The 16,314-nt window shown below is 72.0% G+C and carries 17 protein-coding genes; 12 read left to right on the forward strand and 5 right to left on the reverse strand.

What is annotated here, in order from left to right; all coding sequences use genetic code 11:
* Positions 1 to 36 precede the first annotated feature (36 nt).
* Together OEB99_RS15570 and OEB99_RS15575 are read left to right on the forward strand one after the other, a co-directional pair.
* Complete coding sequence (locus OEB99_RS15570; RefSeq protein ID WP_263578205.1) at positions 37 to 885, forward strand: PhzF family phenazine biosynthesis protein; 849 nt, start codon at positions 37 to 39, stop codon at positions 883 to 885.
* A 109-nt stretch (positions 886 to 994) separates the two neighbouring features.
* A complete protein-coding gene (locus OEB99_RS15575; RefSeq protein ID WP_263578206.1) occupies positions 995 to 1,831 on the forward strand; it encodes an HAD hydrolase family protein in 837 nt (278 codons plus the stop codon).
* A 76-nt stretch (positions 1,832 to 1,907) separates the two neighbouring features.
* Here the strand turns inward: OEB99_RS15575 and OEB99_RS15580 are convergent, their stop codons facing one another.
* Positions 1,908 to 2,198, reverse strand: coding sequence for an HPr family phosphocarrier protein (locus OEB99_RS15580; RefSeq protein WP_318011427.1), 291 nt, complete (start codon positions 2,196 to 2,198; stop codon positions 1,908 to 1,910).
* A 487-nt stretch (positions 2,199 to 2,685) separates the two neighbouring features.
* Between OEB99_RS15580 and OEB99_RS15585 the strand changes: the two genes are divergently transcribed.
* From OEB99_RS15585 to OEB99_RS15605, 5 genes are all read left to right on the forward strand, one after another.
* Complete coding sequence (locus OEB99_RS15585; RefSeq protein ID WP_263578207.1) at positions 2,686 to 4,566, forward strand: beta-glucoside-specific PTS transporter subunit IIABC; 1,881 nt, start codon at positions 2,686 to 2,688, stop codon at positions 4,564 to 4,566.
* 204 nt (positions 4,567 to 4,770) lie between these two features.
* Complete coding sequence (locus OEB99_RS15590; RefSeq protein ID WP_263578208.1) at positions 4,771 to 6,192, forward strand: glycoside hydrolase family 1 protein; 1,422 nt, start codon at positions 4,771 to 4,773, stop codon at positions 6,190 to 6,192.
* Positions 6,189 to 7,154: a PRD domain-containing protein gene (locus tag OEB99_RS15595; RefSeq protein WP_263578209.1), complete on the forward strand. Its 966-nt coding sequence runs from the start codon at positions 6,189 to 6,191 to the stop codon at positions 7,152 to 7,154. Before OEB99_RS15590 ends, OEB99_RS15595 begins: the two co-directional genes overlap by 4 nt.
* Positions 7,151 to 7,387, forward strand: a complete 237-nt coding sequence (locus OEB99_RS15600) for a PTS transporter subunit EIIB (protein WP_263578210.1) — start codon at positions 7,151 to 7,153, stop codon at positions 7,385 to 7,387. Before OEB99_RS15595 ends, OEB99_RS15600 begins: the two co-directional genes overlap by 4 nt.
* 11 nt (positions 7,388 to 7,398) lie before the next feature.
* Positions 7,399 to 7,830 carry a nitroreductase family deazaflavin-dependent oxidoreductase gene (locus OEB99_RS15605; protein WP_263578211.1) on the forward strand — a complete coding sequence of 144 codons (432 nt, stop codon included), beginning with the start codon at positions 7,399 to 7,401 and terminating at the stop codon, positions 7,828 to 7,830.
* On the opposite strand, the gene OEB99_RS15610 is transcribed toward OEB99_RS15605, so the two are convergent.
* Entirely contained in the window at positions 7,773 to 8,912 is a 1,140-nt protein-coding gene (locus OEB99_RS15610) for a flavin-containing monooxygenase (protein WP_263578212.1), read from the reverse strand. The two genes, OEB99_RS15605 and OEB99_RS15610, sit on opposite strands and share 58 nt — an antisense overlap.
* Before the next feature lie 60 nt (positions 8,913 to 8,972).
* Between OEB99_RS15610 and OEB99_RS15615 the strand changes: the two genes are divergently transcribed.
* The gene (locus tag OEB99_RS15615) at positions 8,973 to 9,653 is read left to right on the forward strand and encodes a TetR/AcrR family transcriptional regulator (RefSeq protein WP_263578213.1); all 681 of its coding nucleotides are present in this window, start codon (positions 8,973 to 8,975) and stop codon (positions 9,651 to 9,653) included.
* Positions 9,650 to 10,297 (forward strand): cation efflux transmembrane domain-containing protein, encoded by a 648-nt coding sequence (locus OEB99_RS15620; RefSeq protein WP_263578214.1) that lies wholly within the window; start codon positions 9,650 to 9,652, stop codon positions 10,295 to 10,297. The genes OEB99_RS15615 and OEB99_RS15620 overlap by 4 nt, the downstream gene beginning before the upstream one ends.
* A gap of 37 nt (positions 10,298 to 10,334) precedes the next feature.
* On the opposite strand, the gene OEB99_RS15625 is transcribed toward OEB99_RS15620, so the two are convergent.
* Complete coding sequence (locus OEB99_RS15625; protein ID WP_263578215.1) at positions 10,335 to 10,997, reverse strand: TetR/AcrR family transcriptional regulator; 663 nt, start codon at positions 10,995 to 10,997, stop codon at positions 10,335 to 10,337.
* 51 nt (positions 10,998 to 11,048) lie between these two features.
* Here OEB99_RS15625 and OEB99_RS15630 point away from each other — a divergent pair, with 51 nt between their 5' ends.
* The 3 genes from OEB99_RS15630 (at position 11,049) to gndA (ending at position 13,948) form a co-directional block, all read left to right on the forward strand.
* A complete protein-coding gene (locus OEB99_RS15630; protein ID WP_263578216.1) occupies positions 11,049 to 11,495 on the forward strand; it encodes a nuclear transport factor 2 family protein in 447 nt (148 codons plus the stop codon).
* Entirely contained in the window at positions 11,492 to 12,286 is a 795-nt protein-coding gene (locus OEB99_RS15635; protein WP_263578217.1) for an SDR family oxidoreductase, read from the forward strand. Before OEB99_RS15630 ends, OEB99_RS15635 begins: the two co-directional genes overlap by 4 nt.
* A gap of 213 nt (positions 12,287 to 12,499) precedes the next feature.
* Positions 12,500 to 13,948 carry an NADP-dependent phosphogluconate dehydrogenase gene (gndA, locus tag OEB99_RS15640; protein ID WP_263578218.1) on the forward strand — a complete coding sequence of 483 codons (1,449 nt, stop codon included), beginning with the start codon at positions 12,500 to 12,502 and terminating at the stop codon, positions 13,946 to 13,948.
* A gap of 66 nt (positions 13,949 to 14,014) precedes the next feature.
* On the opposite strand, the gene OEB99_RS15645 is transcribed toward gndA, so the two are convergent.
* Together OEB99_RS15645 and OEB99_RS15650 are read right to left on the reverse strand one after the other, a co-directional pair.
* Positions 14,015 to 14,326, reverse strand: a complete 312-nt coding sequence (locus tag OEB99_RS15645) for a hypothetical protein (RefSeq protein ID WP_263578219.1) — start codon at positions 14,324 to 14,326, stop codon at positions 14,015 to 14,017.
* Positions 14,327 to 14,477: 151 nt separating this feature from the next.
* Positions 14,478 to 16,238 carry an oleate hydratase gene (locus tag OEB99_RS15650; protein WP_263578220.1) on the reverse strand — a complete coding sequence of 587 codons (1,761 nt, stop codon included), beginning with the start codon at positions 16,236 to 16,238 and terminating at the stop codon, positions 14,478 to 14,480.
* Between the last annotated feature and the right edge of the window lie 76 nt (positions 16,239 to 16,314).

Genomic DNA, 16,314 nt, shown 5'->3' on the forward strand with positions numbered 1-16,314 from the left:
CGCCGGACGGCGACCCGTCGCACGTACGGTGGGCGCATGACCGAGCCCCGCACCCGTCCGTTCGCCCAGGTCGACGTGTTCGGCACCGGTCCCTGCCTGGGGAACCCGGTGGCCGTCGTGCTCGACGCTGCGGGCCTCACGGACGCGCAGATGGGCCGGTTCGCGCGATGGACGAACCTGTCCGAGACCACCTTCGTGCTGCCGCCCGAGGACCCCGGCGCCGACTACCGGCTGCGGATCTTCACCCCGGGCGGCGAGCTCCCGTTCGCCGGGCACCCGACGCTCGGGTCGGCCCACGCCTGGCTCGAGCACGCCGGTGTACCGCGGGTCGAGGGCCGGGTGGTGCAGGAGTGCGGGGCGGGCCTGGTCGAGATCAGGATCGGGGACGGCGAGCCGGCGTTCGCGGCACCGCCGCTGGTGCGGGACGGCGAGCTCTACGAGGCGGACGTCGCGCGGTTCACGGCGGCGTTCGGGATCACGCGGGACCGGGTCGTCGCCCATCAGTGGGTGGACAACGGACCCGGCTGGGCGGTGCTGCAGCTCGCCACGGCCGACGAGGTCCTCGCGCTCGACCCGGACCTAACCCGGATCCCGGACGCGATGGTCGGCGCGGTGGGCGCCTACCCGCCCGGGTCCGAGCACGCCTTCGAGCTGCGTGCCTTCGCACCCCGGGTCGGCATCGGTGAGGACCCGGTGACCGGCAGCCTGAACGCGTCGGTCGCCCAGTGGTTCGCCCGGACGGGCGCCGCGACCCCGCGCTACCGGGTGGCGCAGGGGGCCCGGGTCGGCCGGGCCGGGTCGATCGCGATCGCCGCCGACCCGGACGGCACGGTGTGGGTGGGCGGGAGCGCGACGTCGCTCATCCGGGGGAGCGTCACGCTCTGACCGGGGCGTCGCCGCTCGGGGCGTCGGTCGTTCGCCCGCAGGAGCTTCGCCCAGGCTGACGCCCGGGACGGTGCGGGGCCCTGCGTGCTGCCCGGTACCGTGGTCGCCCGTGACGTCCCCTGACCGGCCCGGCCGGCGCGCAGTGTTCCTGGACATCGACGGCACCTACGCCCAGCGCGGGATCGTGCCCGAGGCGCACGTGGCCGCGGTCCGGGCGGCCCGCTCCGCGGGCAACGCCGTGCTGCTGTGCACCGGGCGGCCGAGGTCCATGGTCCCCGAGCGCATCATGTCCGCCGGGTTCGACGGCTTCGTCGGCGGCGCGGGCGCGTACGTCGAGGTGGGTGGCACGGTGCTCGCCGACCGGCGGTTCCCGGCCGACCTGGCCGCCCGTGCGGTCGAGGTGCTGGACGCCCACGACGTCGCCTACCTCCTGGAGGCGCCTGACGTGCTGCACGGAGCCGTCGGGGTGGACGAGCGCCTGGCCGTCCACTTCGCCGCGCGGTTCCCGGACGCCACCAGCCCGGTGCCGCACGACATCCTCGACCGGCTCGTGTTGTCCGCGGACCTGACCACGGCGTCCTTCGGCAAGATCACCTGCTTCGACTCCTCGACGCCGATCCCGGCACTGGTCGAGGAGATGGGACCGCAGGTCGCGGCGTTGCCCGCGTCGATCCCGGGCCTCGGCGAGCGCGCCGGGGAGATCTACCTGGTCGGCGTGCACAAGGGCATCGGGATGCGACTGGCGGCCGAGCACCTCGGCCTGCCGATGGCCCAGGTCGTGGCGGTCGGCGACGGCCTCAACGACCTCGAGATGGTCGCCGAGGCCGGTGTCGGCGTCGCGATCGAGGGCGCCGACCCGCGGCTCCTCGCGGTCGCCGACCGGGTCGCGCCGGGTCCCGAGCGCGCCGGCCTGGTGACGTTGTTCGACGAGCTCGGTCTGGTCTGAGGCCTCCGGTCGGGCCCGACGGCCTCGGTCCGGTCCGATCGGGCCCCGCTGCCGGGCCGGCGGCTCCGGCCGGTGATCAGCCCACGGCGTCCAGGTCCGAGGCCAGCATGGCGGCCAGCTCGTCGAGCGCTCCGGCCCCCGCCTCGTCCGCCGTCGAGAGCTCGACCTGCTGCCCCTGCCGGACGCCGAGGCCCATCACCATGAGGATGCTCGACGCGTCGACGCTCGGGCCTCCGGCGGGGCCGATCAGCACCTGGTGGCCGCACTGCGCGGCCGCCTTGGTGAACAGCGCGGCGGGTCGGGCGTGCAGCCCGGAGGCGGCCCCTACGGTCACGGTCCTGCTGAGCATCGTGTTGCCCTTCGTCATGTCTCGGTGCACAAAAAAGACCTGGGAAACGTCGCTCTCGCGAGTTCCACCAGGTCTTGCCCGACGGGTGTCGGTCACAATCCGTGGCCACTGGTATAGGGCCACGTGTGCCACGGAGTCAAGTCCTTCCGGGCCTCATGGCATCGCCCGGGACAGCGCGCGAGCCTGCGCCCGGAGCCCGGACCCGGGCGCGCGGGTCCGCTTCGGGGCACGCGGTGACCTGCGACGATGATCACCGGGCTCGGCGGTGCGGCCGGGCGGACCGAATCTCGACGACCAGGACCTGAGTCCTTGACGGCCGGGTGCCTCGGTGGCTACCTTCGTGTCTCGGATGCCGGTTTCGGTATCCCCGAAGTCTGGGATTGTTACTGCGCGGCAGGCAAAACCCGAGTCGGATCTCGTTCGTTGTGCGAGATCTCGTCTCGGGTTTTTTTGTTGCCCGAAAGGCATGCCCCAACGGCGGACATGACTGATTCGAGGAGGAATCGTGGCAACTGCGAGCAAGTACGAGGTGCTCGCCGACGCCGTCCTTCGGGGCGTCGGTGGCGAGAGCAACGTCGCGTCGGTGACGCACTGCGCGACCCGACTTCGGTTCACGCTGAAGGACCGGGACAAGGCGGACAAGGCTGCGGTCGAGGCGACCCGTGGTGTCATCACGGTCGTCGAGTCCGGCGGCCAGTTCCAGGTCGTGATCGGCAACACCGTCAACAACGTCTACGAGGCCCTGGTGGCCAAGCACGACATCAAGGCCGGCGACGCCGTGCAGGGCGGTCTGCTGGCGAAGGCGATCGACCTGATCACCAGCATCTTCACGCCGTTCCTGTGGGTCCTCGCGGGCACCGGTCTGCTGAAGGCCCTGCTGGCGGTCTGGGTCAAGCTCCAGCCCGAGGCGGCCGCGAACTCGACCTACGCGATCCTGTACGTGGCCGGCGACGCACTGTTCCAGTTCCTGCCCATGCTGCTCGCGGTGACCGCGGCGAAGAAGTTCAAGGCGAACGTCTACACGTCGCTCGCGATCGCCGGCGCGCTGATCTACTCGGCGACCATCGCGGTGATCCCGAACGCCGACGGCGTCTCGGTCACGCTGCAGGGCTTCGCCGGCGGCGACCAGCTCACCTTCATCGGGATCCCGGTGATCATGGTGAGCTATCTGTCCGCCGTCATCCCGACCATCCTCGCGGTCTATGCCCAGGCCAAGCTCGAGCACCTGCTGACCCGGGTGCTGCCCGAGGCGATCCGCAACTTCGTGACCCCGATGCTCGTCGTGGCGATCATCGTCCCGCTGACCTTCCTGGTCATCGGCCCGGTCTCCGACTGGGTCGGCACCGGCCTGTCCAACGGCGTCAACTGGCTGTGGGGCCTCAGCCCGGTGATCGGCGGCGCGCTGATGGGCGCCTTCTGGCAGGTGTTCGTGATCTTCGGCGTGCACTGGAGCTTCGTCCCGGCGATGATCCAGGACCTGTCCACCCAGGGCTACTCGCTGCTCACCGGTCCGCTGTTCGCCGCCGTGCTCGCGCAGGGTGCCGCCGCCGCCGCGGTGTTCGTCAAGACCCGCAACAAGGAGCTCAAGGAGGTCGCCGGCCCGGCCGCGATCTCGGGCATCCTCGCCGGCATCACCGAGCCCGCGATCTACGGCGTCACGCTGCGCCTGAAGCGGCCGTTCGTCTACGGCGTGATCGGTGGTGCGATCGGTGGTGCGATCGCCGCGGCCGGCGGCTCGGCCGCCGAGGGCTTCGTGCTCCCGGGTCTGATCACCCTCACCTCGACGATCAACATCGGCTCGTTCGCGATGCAGCTGCTCGGCACAGGTCTCGCCGTGGTGATCGCGTTCGTGCTCACCATGGTCCTCGGGTTCAAGGACCTGCCCTCCACGGCCGAGGCCGTCGCCGAGCCGGAGGATGCCGGCGAGGTCGCCTCCGAGGCGGTCGCGGTGACCGCGCCCGCGATCGGCACCGTCGTGCCGCTCGACGCCGTCCCGGACAAGGTCTTCTCGTCCGGCGCCATGGGTGCCGGTCTGGCCGTCGTGCCGGCGGTCGGCGAGGCGTTCGCGCCGGTGTCCGGCGAGCTGGTCACCGTGATGCCGCACGCCTTCGGGATCCGCACCGACACCGGGCTCGAGGTGCTCGTGCACGTCGGCCTCGACACCGTCGAGCTCAAGGGCCGGCACTTCACGGCGGCCGTCGCGCAGGGCGCTCGCGTCCGGGCCGGCGACCTGCTCACCCAGTTCGACCTCGCTGCCATCGAGGCGGCCGGCTACAACCCGATCACGGTCATGATCGTCACCAACAACGGCCCGTACTCGGCCGTCGTCCCGGTGGCCACCGGCGACATCGCCAAGGGCGAGGTCGCGCTCGACCTGGTCGGCTGACCCGACGGGCGGGGGGGGGGGGGGGGGCGGCGCGGGCCCCGGGGGGCGCCCCCCGCCCCCCACCGGGGCGGCGCGGCCCCCCCCGGGCCCGGCCCCCCCGCGGCCGGGCGGCCCCCCCCCCCCCCCCCCGGCCGGTTCCCACTCGACCCCCGTCATCGGGTGCACGGCAGCACCCGACTCGTCCCGAACGGAGAACTGCTCATCATGACCACGTCGAACCCCGTCGTCTTCCCGGACGGTTTCCTGTGGGGTGGTGCCACCGCCGCCAACCAGATCGAGGGTGCCTACGACCAGGGCGGCAAGGGGCTCTCGATCCAGGACGTGATGCCGAACGGCATCGTCGCGCCCCGCACCGAGGTTCCGACGCCGGACAACCTGAAGCTCGAGGCGATCGACTTCTACCACCGCTACGCCGAGGACATCGCCCTGTTCGCCGAGATGGGCTTCTCGGTGTTCCGGTTCTCGATCGCCTGGTCCCGGATCTTCCCGAACGGAGACGAGGAGGCCCCCAACGAGGAGGGTCTGGCCTTCTACGACCGGGTCCTGGACGAGCTCGAGAAGCATGGCATCGAGCCGCTCGTGACGATCTCCCACTACGAGACCCCGCTGCACCTCGCCGAGACGTACGACGGCTGGGTGTCGCGTGACCTGATCGGCTTCTACGAGCGCTACGTGCGGGTGCTGTTCGAGCGTTACGGCCACCGGGTCAAGCGCTGGCTCACGTTCAACGAGATCAACTCCGTCCTGCACGCGCCGCTGCTGTCCGGCGGGATCAACACGCCCAAGGACCGGCTTGCGCCGAGCGCACTGTTCCAGGCGGCCCACCACGAGCTGGTCGCGAGCGCCCTGGCCACGAAGATCGCCCACGAGACCGACCCCGACATCCAGGTCGGATGCATGGTCATCGCGATGCCGATCTACCCGCTGACCCCCGCCCCCGCGGACGTGCTCGCCGTGATGAACGCCGACCACGCGAACCTGATGTTCTCCGACGTGCACACCCGCGGCGCCTACCCCGGCTACGCGCTGCGCTACTTCCGCGAGAACGACATCGAGCTCGACATCACCGACGAGGACCGCGAGATCCTCACGAACACCGTCGACTTCGTGTCCTTCAGCTACTACATGTCGCTGTGCGAGACGGCCGACCCGACCAAGTCGGCCGGCGAGGGCAACATCATGGGTGGTGTCCCCAACCCGCACCTGCCCGCCTCGGAGTGGGGCTGGCAGATCGACCCCGTCGGCCTGCGGGTCGTGCTGAACCAGTTCTGGGACCGGTGGGGCAAGCCACTGTTCATCGTCGAGAACGGGCTGGGTGCCAAGGACCGGCTGGTCGAGGTCGACGGTGTGAAGACGGTCGTCGACGACTACCGGATCTCCTACCTGAACGACCACCTCGTGCAGGTCGCCGAGGCGGTCGCGGACGGCGTGCAGGTGCTCGGGTACACCTCGTGGGGCCCGATCGACCTGGTCAGCGCCTCGACCGCGCAGATGTCCAAGCGCTACGGCTTCATCTACGTGGACCGGGACGACGACGGCAGCGGCACCCTCACCCGGTACCGCAAGAAGTCCTTCGACTGGTACGGAGAGGTCATCCGCAGCAACGGCGCCAGCCTGACGCGATGACGACGGCGACGGTCGAGGTCCCGCTGCGGGGCCTCGACCGCGGGCAGGCGCTCGGGCAGGATCGGCTGGGGTGCCGCGGCTCTCGAGGGCGAGAGGGGATGGGCGTGAAGGTCCTCAAGGTCTTCAACAACAACGTCGTGCTCGGCGTCGACGACCACGGCGCCGAGCTGGTGCTGCTGGGTCGGGGGCTCGGATTCCAGATGGCCCCCGGCGCCGAGATCGACCTGGAGCGGGTCGAGCGGCGCTTCGTCCCGAGCGGGGCGACGACGCCCGAGCGGATCGCGGCCTTCGTCGACGAGATCCCGCTGGCCGACATCGAGCTCACCGAGCGGGTCGTCGACCTGGCCCGGCAGCGACTCGGCGGGCACGTGACCGAGAACGTGCTGATCCCGATGGCGGACCACCTCAGCTTCGCGCTGCGTCGCGCCGCCGAGGGCGCCGGGGAGATCGAGTACCCGTTGCAGTGGGAGGTGCACTCGCTCTACCCCGCCGAGGTCGCGGTCGCGCGTGAGGCGCTCGACCTCGTGGCGGCCGAGCGGGGTGTGCGGCTGCCGGACGTCGAGGCCGTGCCGCTCGCGCTGCACCTGGTGAACGCCCAGTTCGGCGCGGCCGACCTGAGCACCACCGTGCAGATGACCGAGCTGCTGCGCGAGGTGATCGACATCATCGAGTCGGAGTACCAGGTCGAGATCGACGAGGGCAGCGTCGACGTCGCCCGGTTCGTGACCCACCTGCGGTACCTCTTCGTGCGCCAGCGGGCGGGCAAGAAGCTGCGCGAGACACCTGAGGAGCTGCACGCGGCCCTGCGCAGCGCGCGCCCCAACGAGTACACCTCGGCGGGCCGGATCGGCACGCTGCTCGCCGACCGGTTCGGCTGGGCGGTGACCACCGACGAGATCCTCTACCTCGCGCTGCACGTGAGCCGGCTGGTCGACGCGGCCGTCGCGGGCGGCGGGTCATGACCCTTGTGGAGGCGCTCCTGGAGGCCGTCGGCGGGCGCGCGAACGTCGCGTCGCTCACCCGGTGCTGGGCACGGCTGCGCTTCGAGCTGCACGACCCCGAGCTGGTGGACCAGGCCGCGATCGACGCCCGGCCCGAGGTCGTCATCGCGGTGCACCAGCACGGACAGTTCCAGGTCGCGTTGCGCTCGGGCCTGCTCGAGACGTTCGATGGGCTCACGGACCTGCTCCGCTGACGGGGAGTGCGATGGCGCACCACGGGTGGTTCGCCCGGGCCGGCAACGGCCTCGGCGTGTGGCTGTACCGGCGGTTCGACGGGCGGCTGTCGAGCTCCGGCAAGGACGTGCACGTCCTGCTCCTGACCGTGCCGGGCCGGCGCAGCGGCCTGCCCCGGTCGGTGTGCGTCCGCTACCTCGAGGCCGCCGGCGGCCTGGTGGTCTGGGGGACCGGTTCCGGGTCGAGGCGCGACCCGGACTGGTTCGAGAACCTCCGCCGCGTCGAGGTCGCCGAGGTCCAGGTCGGTGCGCGGGCGTTCCGCGTCGCGCCACGCGAGCTCGTCGGGTCGGAGCACGGCGAGGTCTGGCAGGGCGTGATCCTCGCCCAGGCGCCCGAGGTGGCGCGCTACGCGGAGCGGGCCGGCCGGGTCATCCCGGTCGCGGTGCTGGTCGCCGCCGCGTGAGCGAGGCGGTCGGCCAGGTACGCGGCGTCACGCCCGACGCCGTGGATCATCGAGGACGCGAGCGAGTACTGGAACAGCTGCCCGAGCAGGTACAGGCCGGGTTGGCCGGCGACGACGCCGCGGTCGTGGACGGGTAGCCCGTCCGGTCCGAGCACCGGCAGGTCGAGCCAGGAGAAGTCGGGCCGGAACCCGGTGCTCCACACCACGGCGGCCACGTCGAGAGTCGTGCCGTCGTCGGTCACCGGCCGGCCGTCCACCACCCCGGCGATCCGCGGCACGCGGTGCACACCGGCGGCGGCGAGGTCGGCGCTCTTGACCCGGACCAGTGGCCCGCTGTGCCCGAGGACGCCCGCGCGGGCGCGCCGCCCGATCGGCGTGCGCAACGTCAGGACGTGCGAGAACGCCGCGAACACCACGAGCGTCGCCAACCGTGCCGCGGGGCTCTCGATCCGGAACGGGATCTGGCCCGGGTGCCGGCCGGCCAGCAGGACGCGCCGCGTGGCGGACAGCTCGAGTGCGATGTCGGCTCCGGAGTTGCCGGCGCCCACCACGAGCGCGTCGCCGTCGGGCAGGTCGGACGGCCGGTGGTAAGCGGACGAGTGCAGCTGCGCGATCGCCGGGTCGAGCTCGGCGGCGAACGCCGGGACGCGGGGCAGGGCGTCGAAGCCCGCCGCGAGCACGACCCGCCGGGCCAGGACCCGCCCGTCCGGCGTCTCGACCACGAAGCGGTCGTCCTCGCGCCCGACCCGCGTCACGCGCGTCCCCGTGCGCACGGGCAGCTGGTGCTCGGTCGCGTACGCCTCGAGGTAGTCGGAGAACTCCTCGCGTCCCGGGAACGCCCACGGTGAGCCGGGGTACGGCGTCCCGGGGAGCCCGCTGTAGCGGGCCGGGGTGAACAGTCGCAACGAGTCCCAGCGGGTGCGCCAGGCGTCACCGACGCGGGCTCCCGCGTCGAGGATCACGAACGACTCACCGAGCCGGGCCAGGTGGTAGCCCATCGCCAGACCAGCCTGCCCGCCCCCGACGACCACGGTGTCGAACGTCTCGCTGTGGAACCGCTCGTCGAACTGCTCGGTGACCATCGCTCCTCCTCGGAACGGAAATTCACCCGAAGCACCTTCGGACAAATATAGGATAGGTCCGTGGCAGGCGGAGTCAAGAGGCGGAGCTATCGGTCCGACGTGCGCGCGGCCCGGGCCGCCGAGACGCGGGACACCGTCCTGCTCGCCGCGCGGGAGCTGTTCACCGACGAGGGGTACTCCGTCCCGATCAGCCGGATCGCCGAGCGTGCGGGCGTCGCGCTGGACACCGTCTACGCGAGCGTCGGGCGCAAGCCGGATGTCGTGCTCGCCGTGATCGACATGGTGCTGGGCGACTCCGACCGACCGATCCCGGCCGAGCAGCGCGAGTACGTGCAACGCATCCGGGCGGCGGCCACGGCGCGCGAGAAGATCGAGATCTACGCCGCGTCCCTCGCGCACCTGCTTCCGGCCACGGCGCCGCTGCAGGAGGCACTGCGCGAGGCGGGGCAGACCGACGCGGGCTGTGCCGACGGGTGGGCCGCGCTCGACGAGCGCCGCGCTCGGAACATGCTGCTCTTCGCGCAGGACCTGCGGGGCACCGGCGAGCTCCGCGCCGACCTGGACGACCAGGCCGTCGCCGACGTCGTCTGGTCGATGAACAGCGCCGAGTACTTCACCGTGCTGGCCCGTCGCGGCTGGAGCCCGGACCGGTTCGGACGCCACCTCGCGGACGCCTGGACGCGGGTGCTGCTGGACCCCGCGGTCTGGGCCGGCGACGGCTCGGTAGAGTCCCCGGCGTGAGCGAGCCCGACCGCGCCGAGGACTCCTCGGCCGAACCCCTGGACGCCCGCCGGTTGCGGCGCGCGGTGCTCGTGGTCGCCGGCCTGAACTTCGGCTACTTCTTCGTCGAGTTCTCGGTCGCGCTCGTCGCCGGGTCGATCGCGCTGCTCGCGGACAGTGTCGACTTCCTCGAGGACACCGCCGTCAACCTGCTGATCTTCATCGCTCTGGGCTGGCCGCTCGCCCGGCGCGCCATGGTCGGCAAGGGCATGGCACTGATCATCCTCGGGCCTGCGGCACTGGCCGGGATCGAGGCGATCCGGCGCTTCTCGGACCCGGTGGCACCGGAGGTGGTGCCGCTCGTGCTCGCGTCGCTCGGTGCGATCGTGGTCAACGGCGCGAGCGCGTGGCTGCTCGCGTCGGTCCGGCACCACGGCGGGTCGCTGAGCCGGGCCGCGTTCCTCTCGGCGCGCAACGACGTGCTGGTCAACCTCGCGATCATCACGATGGGCGTCGTGACCGTGTGGACCGGCTCGGGCTGGCCCGACCTGCTGCTCGGCTGCTTCATCATCGCCCTGGCGTTCCACGCCGCGTACGAGGTCTGGGAGGTCAGCGAGGAAGAGCGCCTCGCCGCCAAGGCGCTGGCCGGCGAGGACCTCGACTGACGGCAGGGGCTCCCGGGTCGGGGTGCACCACGGTCGCTCAGTCGCTGCCGCCGGTCGCGCGGTCGTCCAGCAGGGCCGCCGCCAGCAGTCGCGCCATGAGGGCGGAGTACTCCGCCGCGCTCCACCCGAAGCCGTCGACCAGCGGGTCGTGCAGCGAGCTGCTGAGTACCGTCATCGCCTCCGCCGCGCGTCGCGTCGAGAGGCTCGGGCGAAGGTGGCCGTGGCGAGCGAGCGCCTCGGCGTTGTGCACCATGCGGGCGAGCCGACCGTCGTCGATCTCGGTGAGCAGGTCTGCTGCCTCGGGGTCCGCGGCGGCCGCCTCGCGGACCAGCGCGAGCACGGGCGCGGCCCGCTCGCCGACCTCGGCCGACAGGCGCGCCCAGGTCCCGATCACCTCGAGCGGGTCGTCGGCCACGGACGAGACAGCGTCCGACCGTTCCTCCGCCGGGACCGGCCCCGTTCCTTCGAGCGCCTGCTGCCACACGGCCCGGACCAGCCCGGCCTTGCCGCCGAAGGACTTGTAGATCGTCTCGACCGAGACCTCGGCGCGCTCGGCCACCGCGGCGACGGTCGTCCCGGCGAAGCCTCGCTCGAGGAAGAGTGCGCGGGCCTGGTCCACCGTGGTCCGCCGCCGCTCCTCGGCAGCGCGGCGGCGCCCGCTCGCGTCGTACCGGCGCCCCTTGACGGGTGTGCTGTCCACGGCGCAGACTCCTTTCGTTACAGGAAACTGTATCGAAAGGTGGTCGTCCCTGTGGAGCACTCGCCGCACGTCCTCGAACCTGATGTGGTCGACCGGCTCATGGCGGCCACCAACGCGCACGACCTCGATGCCCTCGTCGCGTGCTTCGCGCCGGACTACGTGCTGACCGACCCGGTGCACCCGTCCCGCGGCTTCACCGGGAACGAGCAGGTCAGGCGCAACTGGGCGGCGATCCTCGCGGGAGTCCCGGACCTGACCTGCACGGTGCACGCCCGGGCCGACGCCCCGGCCGGCTCGGGAACCACCACGGTGTGGCTCGAGATGTCGATGACCGGGACGCGCCGGGACGGCGCGCCGCACGAGCTCGTCGGGGTCATGGTCTTCGGCGTCCGGGACGGCGCGATCGCCTCCGGACGGTTCTTCCTCGAACCGGTGGACCACGCGGCGGTCGACAGCGACGCGGCGGTGCGCGCCGCCATGGGGGCGCAGGGCCGGTGATCAGCGTCGTCGGTGGAACGGGGCGGCTCGGCGCAGCGCTCGTGCCGATGCTCACGGCCACCGGGGCCGAGGTGCGCGTTGTCTCGCGCCGCGGCGATCTCCCCGGCGGGCTCGGTGGCCTCGTCCGCGACGTGGTCCGCGCCGACGTGCGCGAGCCGGCGAGCCTCGCCGCCGCGGTCGCCGGCGCCGAGCTCGTGGTCTCCGCCGTGCACGGCCTCACGGGTCGCGGCGTGTCACCGGAGTCGGTCGATCACCGAGGCAACGTCGCCCTCGTCGACGCGGCCCGGGCGGGCGGGGCCGGGGTGGTGCTGGTCTCGGTCCGCGGCGCCGGACCCGCGGGCAACGAGCTGCAGCGCGCCAAGTGGCGGGCCGAGGAGCATCTGCGGGCCAGCGGGATCCCGTGGACCGTGGTGCGCGCGCCCGCGTACCTCGAGCTCTGGCAGGACGTGCTGCGCCGGTCCGCCGGGCGCGGCGGGCGACCGGTCGTGCTCGGACGGGGGGTGAACCCGATCGCGATGGTCGGCGTGGATGCGGTCGCGCGGGCGGTGGCCGACGTGTGCCTCGACGACCGCCTGCGCGGCCGGGTGGTCGACCTGCCCGCCGACCAGAACCTCACGCTCGACGCGCTCGCCGCATCGATCAGCGCGTCGGGTACCCGGCCTCGGCACGTGCCGCTCCCGGTGGTCCGGGCGCTCGGGCAGCTCCTCCGGCCGGTCAGCCCCGGTGCGGCGCGGGTCGCGAGGCTCGCCATCTGGATGGACACCGCGCCGCTGCAAGCGCCCGGCGCCTGAGGCGGCCGCCCGGCGCCTGAGGCGGCCACCCGGCGCCTGAGGCGGCCACCCGGCGCCTGAGGCGGCCACCCGGCGCCCCTTCGCGGCCCCCGCGCCGCGCCGGGGCGGTGCGTCGGCTCACCGCGTTGCGGAGCGGGTGGTGGTGTGCGTGACTGGCAGCGCACAAACCCCGCAGCCCGCCGGCTGCGCTCGCCACAGGAGATGACCACGTCGATGACCACCCAGCAGCCCGCCCCGCTCGCCCAGATCGGCGTCGTCGGGATGGCGGTGATGGGCTCGAACCTGGCGCGGAACTTCGCGCGTCACGGGTACCGGGTCGCGCTGTACAACCGCACGGCAGCGAAGACCGACGAGGTGGTGGCGGCGCACGGGGACGACGGCGAGTTCGTGCCTGCCCACGAGCTCGCGGCCTTCGTGGCGAGCCTCGAGCGGCCGCGCCGGGTGGTGATCATGGTCAAGGCGGGTGGGCCGACCGACGCGGTGATCGACGAGCTGGTGCCGCTGCTGGAGGACGGGGACATCGTCGTCGACGGCGGGAACTCGCACTTCCCGGACACGATCCGGCGGGAGGCCGCGCTGCGGGAGAAGGGTCTGCACTTCGTGGGTGCGGGCATCTCCGGTGGTGAGGAGGGGGCGCTGAACGGTCCGTCGATCATGCCCGGCGGGCCGGCGGAGTCGTATGCGGCGTTGGGTCCGATGCTGGAGGAGATCTCCGCGCACGTGGACGGGGTGCCGTGCTGCACGCACGTGGGCCCGGACGGTGCGGGGCACTTCGTGAAGATGGTGCACAACGGCATCGAGTACGCCGACATGCAGCTGATCGGTGAGGCCTACGACCTGATGCGCCACGCGCTGGGTGCCGCGCCGGCCGAGCTCGCGCAGGTGTTCGCCACCTGGAACCAGGGGGATCTGGACTCGTTCCTGATCGAGATCACCGCCGAGGTGCTGGCGCAGACCGATGCGGCGACCGGCAAGGCGTTGGTGGACGTGATCGTGGACCAGGCCGGGCAGAAGGGCACCGGGCGGTGGACCGTGCAGGCCGCCCTCGACCTCGGGGTGCCGGTGACCGGGATCGCCGAGGCGACGTTCGCCCGTGCGGTGTCGTCCTCGGTGCCCCAGCGTGAGGCGGCCAAGGACCTCCCGGGGCACGCCGGCACCTGGGAGGTCGCCGACGCCGACGCGTTCGTCGAGGACGTGCGCAAGGCGCTGTACGCGTCGAAGGTGGTGGCGTACTCCCAGGGGTTCGACCAGATCGCCGCCGCCTCGGCCGAGCACGGGTGGGACATCGACCGCGGGGCGATGGCCCGGATCTGGCGAGGTGGGTGCATCATCCGCGCCAAGTTCCTGGACCGGATCACCGAGGCCTACGAACGCACCCCGGACCTGCCGCTGCTGATCGCCGACGCCTACTTCGCCGAGGCCGTGGCCGACGGTGTCGCGGCCTGGCGGAGGGTGGTCTCCGCCGCCGCGCTCAACGGCGTGCCCGCTCCGGCGTTCGCGTCGTCGCTGGCGTACTACGACGCGTTGCGTGCCGACCGGCTCCCCGCCGCGCTCATCCAGGCACAGCGTGACTTCTTCGGCGCACACACCTACCAGCGCACCGACAAGCCCGGCACCTACCACACCCTCTGGTCGGGCGACCGCAGCGAGACGCAAGCCTGAACGTCCCACCTGGCCCGCCCGGGTCTCGGGCGGCGGGTGCCGGTCGATCTGTGGTGGTCGAGCCGGTCAGCGGCCGACGGTCTCCACCATGTGCCACCCGTCGCCGACGGGTGTCTCGCTCTCGGGCAGGTCGACCGCCGCGATGACGACGTTCGTCCCGGTCCCGGAGACCTTCTCCCACCTGCTGCCGTAGGTGACGTCGACCTTGAGCTCGGGTGGCTCAGGCGCCAAGGTGGCGTCCTCCAGGAGCTCGGTCGTGCCGTCCTCGCCACCGGCGGTCCAGAACACCCCGGGGTGGGGGTGGTAGCTGGCCCACTCCCACTTCCATTGGCGCTGGACCTGCTCCCAGTGGCAGATGGTCTCCGTCGTCTCGGGCATGTGTGCCACCTCCCTCGTGCGCGCCGTCGCGCACGCGTTGGTCCGATCCTGGCACTGTCCACCCCCGCACGCGCAGGGGACCAACGGCCTTGACTGCCCGGGTCACCCGAACCGACGCCCGGTGAGGGCCCGGTTCGGGTGACCCCGCGGCCTATCGGACGATGCCGAACTCGCGCAGCAGCTCGCCGATCTGGTTGTCGTCGATCTTGCTGGCCACCAGCCTGCGGCCCAGAGCGCCGCCCGGGACCTTCACCTCGGCCCCGTCGCGCAGCCGGTTCGTCGCGGCGAGCAGCGTGCGGATGTCGTAGGTCGAGCCGAACACCTCGGGCACACCGCGCTCCACACCGAGCAGCGTGTAGACGGCCTCCATCGGGGTGCGGACCGAGTACTCGGTGGTGAAGATGCAGTCCCGGCCGCTCTCGGCGAACTGGCCGATGAACGCGAAGTTGACCGAGCCGGCGGGGACCACGTCGGGTCGGTCGCCGGCCTGACGCGGCATGAAGAACGAGGTGACGTACGGCATCATCACCGGCACCGTCGTGGCGCCGGAGGCCGCGAGCTCGTCGATCTGGTCGACCGGCACCCCGAGGTGGTAGAGCCACTCACGGGTGATCTCCTCACCCGTGCAGTCCTGCATCGGCTTCTTGACGTAGTCGCCGGGGCGGTCGACGAACAGCGAGTACACCCACACGACGACCTCGCCGGGCTTCTGCTGCTTGAAGTGCGGCTGGCGGTTCACGGTCCAGCTGAGCAGCCATGCCGAGTCTCGGGCGGTGACGATCCCGCCGGTCACGACCTTGCCGCTGAGCGGGTCGCGCTTGGCGACCTTCTCGATGTACCCGGGGATGCGCGGGTCGTGCGTCGTCACGGTGGCCGACTCCCACTTGGTCTGCGGGATGTGCGCCCCGAACACGTCGGGACGGCCGAACGCGGGGTCCTTCGCGGCGATCCGGCGCCACAGGTCCCACGCGGGCGCCGGTCCTTCGTCGAGCCGGGCGGGGGTGTGCTGGTCCCCGTTGTCGGAGTTCTCCGTGAGCGACCCGATCGTCATGAGCAGCAGGTCGTCGGCACCGAGCTCGGTCGACCCCTGCTCGCCGTGGCGCAGCCAGTGCACCCGGGTGGCCTGCTTGCGCTCGCCCGCGATGTCGAAGTCGACGTCGGTGACCTCGGTGCCGAACTCGAACCGCACGCCGTGGTCGAGCAACCAGGTGTAGAGCGGCAGCACGAGCGAGTCGTACTGGTTGTACTTGGTGAACTTCAGCGCGGTGAAGTCGGGCAGCCCGCCGATGTGGTGGATGAACCGGTGCAGGTAGAGCTTCATCTCCAGCGCGGAGTGCCACTCCTCGAACGCGAACATCGTCCGCCAGTAGAGCCAGAAGTTGGAGTCGAGGAACTCGCGGCCGAACACCTCGTCGATGCGCTTGTTCTCCATCTCCTCGCGGGTCGCGAGGAAGACCTTGACGACCTCCTTCTGCGCCTTCTCGCCGAGGGTGAACAGCCCGTCGGTGTGCGCGTCCTGGCCGCGGTCGACGGTGGCCCGCTGCAGCGAGTAGTTCGGGTCGTCCAGGTTGAGCCAGTAGAACTCGTCGAGCACGCTCGCGCCCTCGACCTCGAGCGACGGGATGGACCGGAACAGGTCCCACAGGCACTCGAAGTGGTCCTCCATCTCCCGGCCGCCGCGGATCACGAAACCGCGCTCGGGCTCCTTGATCCCGTCCAGGGCGCCTCCCGGCAGCTCGAGGCGTTCGAGGATCGTGATCTTCTCGCCCGGCATGTGGCCGTCCCGGATCAGGAACGCGGCGCCGGCGAGCGAGGCCAGGCCCGCGCCGACGAACAGCGCGGTCTTGTCCTCCACGCCCGCGGGCTTGCGTGGGCGGGCGAACGCCTCGTAGTTGCCGCTGGTGTATCGCATGGGATGTCCTTCCTGGTGGTCGGGTCGTCGGCGCGCGCGGGCGCGCGCAGGGCGGTGGGGTGGTGCGTCGGGCGGA

It is taken from the genome of Actinotalea endophytica (genome assembly GCF_025717005.1).
In the GTDB taxonomy this organism is placed as follows: Bacteria; Actinomycetota; Actinomycetes; order Actinomycetales; family Cellulomonadaceae; genus Actinotalea.

Excerpts from the sequence above, each read along its gene's own strand:
- OEB99_RS15605 (WP_263578211.1), top strand. The coding sequence starts at position 7,399 with ATGGCGCACCACGGGTGGTTCGCCCGGGCCGGCAACGGCCTCGGCGTG.
- OEB99_RS15590 (WP_263578208.1), top strand. The coding sequence starts at position 4,771 with ATGACCACGTCGAACCCCGTCGTCTTCCCGGACGGTTTCCTGTGGGGT.
- gndA (WP_263578218.1), top strand. The coding sequence starts at position 12,500 with ATGACCACCCAGCAGCCCGCCCCGCTCGCCCAGATCGGCGTCGTCGGG.
- OEB99_RS15650 (WP_263578220.1), bottom strand. The coding sequence starts at position 16,238 with ATGCGATACACCAGCGGCAACTACGAGGCGTTCGCCCGCCCACGCAAG.
- OEB99_RS15570 (WP_263578205.1), top strand. The coding sequence starts at position 37 with ATGACCGAGCCCCGCACCCGTCCGTTCGCCCAGGTCGACGTGTTCGGC.
- OEB99_RS15645 (WP_263578219.1), bottom strand. The coding sequence starts at position 14,326 with ATGCCCGAGACGACGGAGACCATCTGCCACTGGGAGCAGGTCCAGCGC.
- OEB99_RS15595 (WP_263578209.1), top strand. The coding sequence starts at position 6,189 with ATGACGACGGCGACGGTCGAGGTCCCGCTGCGGGGCCTCGACCGCGGG.
- OEB99_RS15580 (WP_318011427.1), bottom strand. The coding sequence starts at position 2,198 with ATGACGAAGGGCAACACGATGCTCAGCAGGACCGTGACCGTAGGGGCC.
- OEB99_RS15610 (WP_263578212.1), bottom strand. The coding sequence starts at position 8,912 with ATGGTCACCGAGCAGTTCGACGAGCGGTTCCACAGCGAGACGTTCGAC.
- OEB99_RS15600 (WP_263578210.1), top strand. The coding sequence starts at position 7,151 with ATGACCCTTGTGGAGGCGCTCCTGGAGGCCGTCGGCGGGCGCGCGAAC.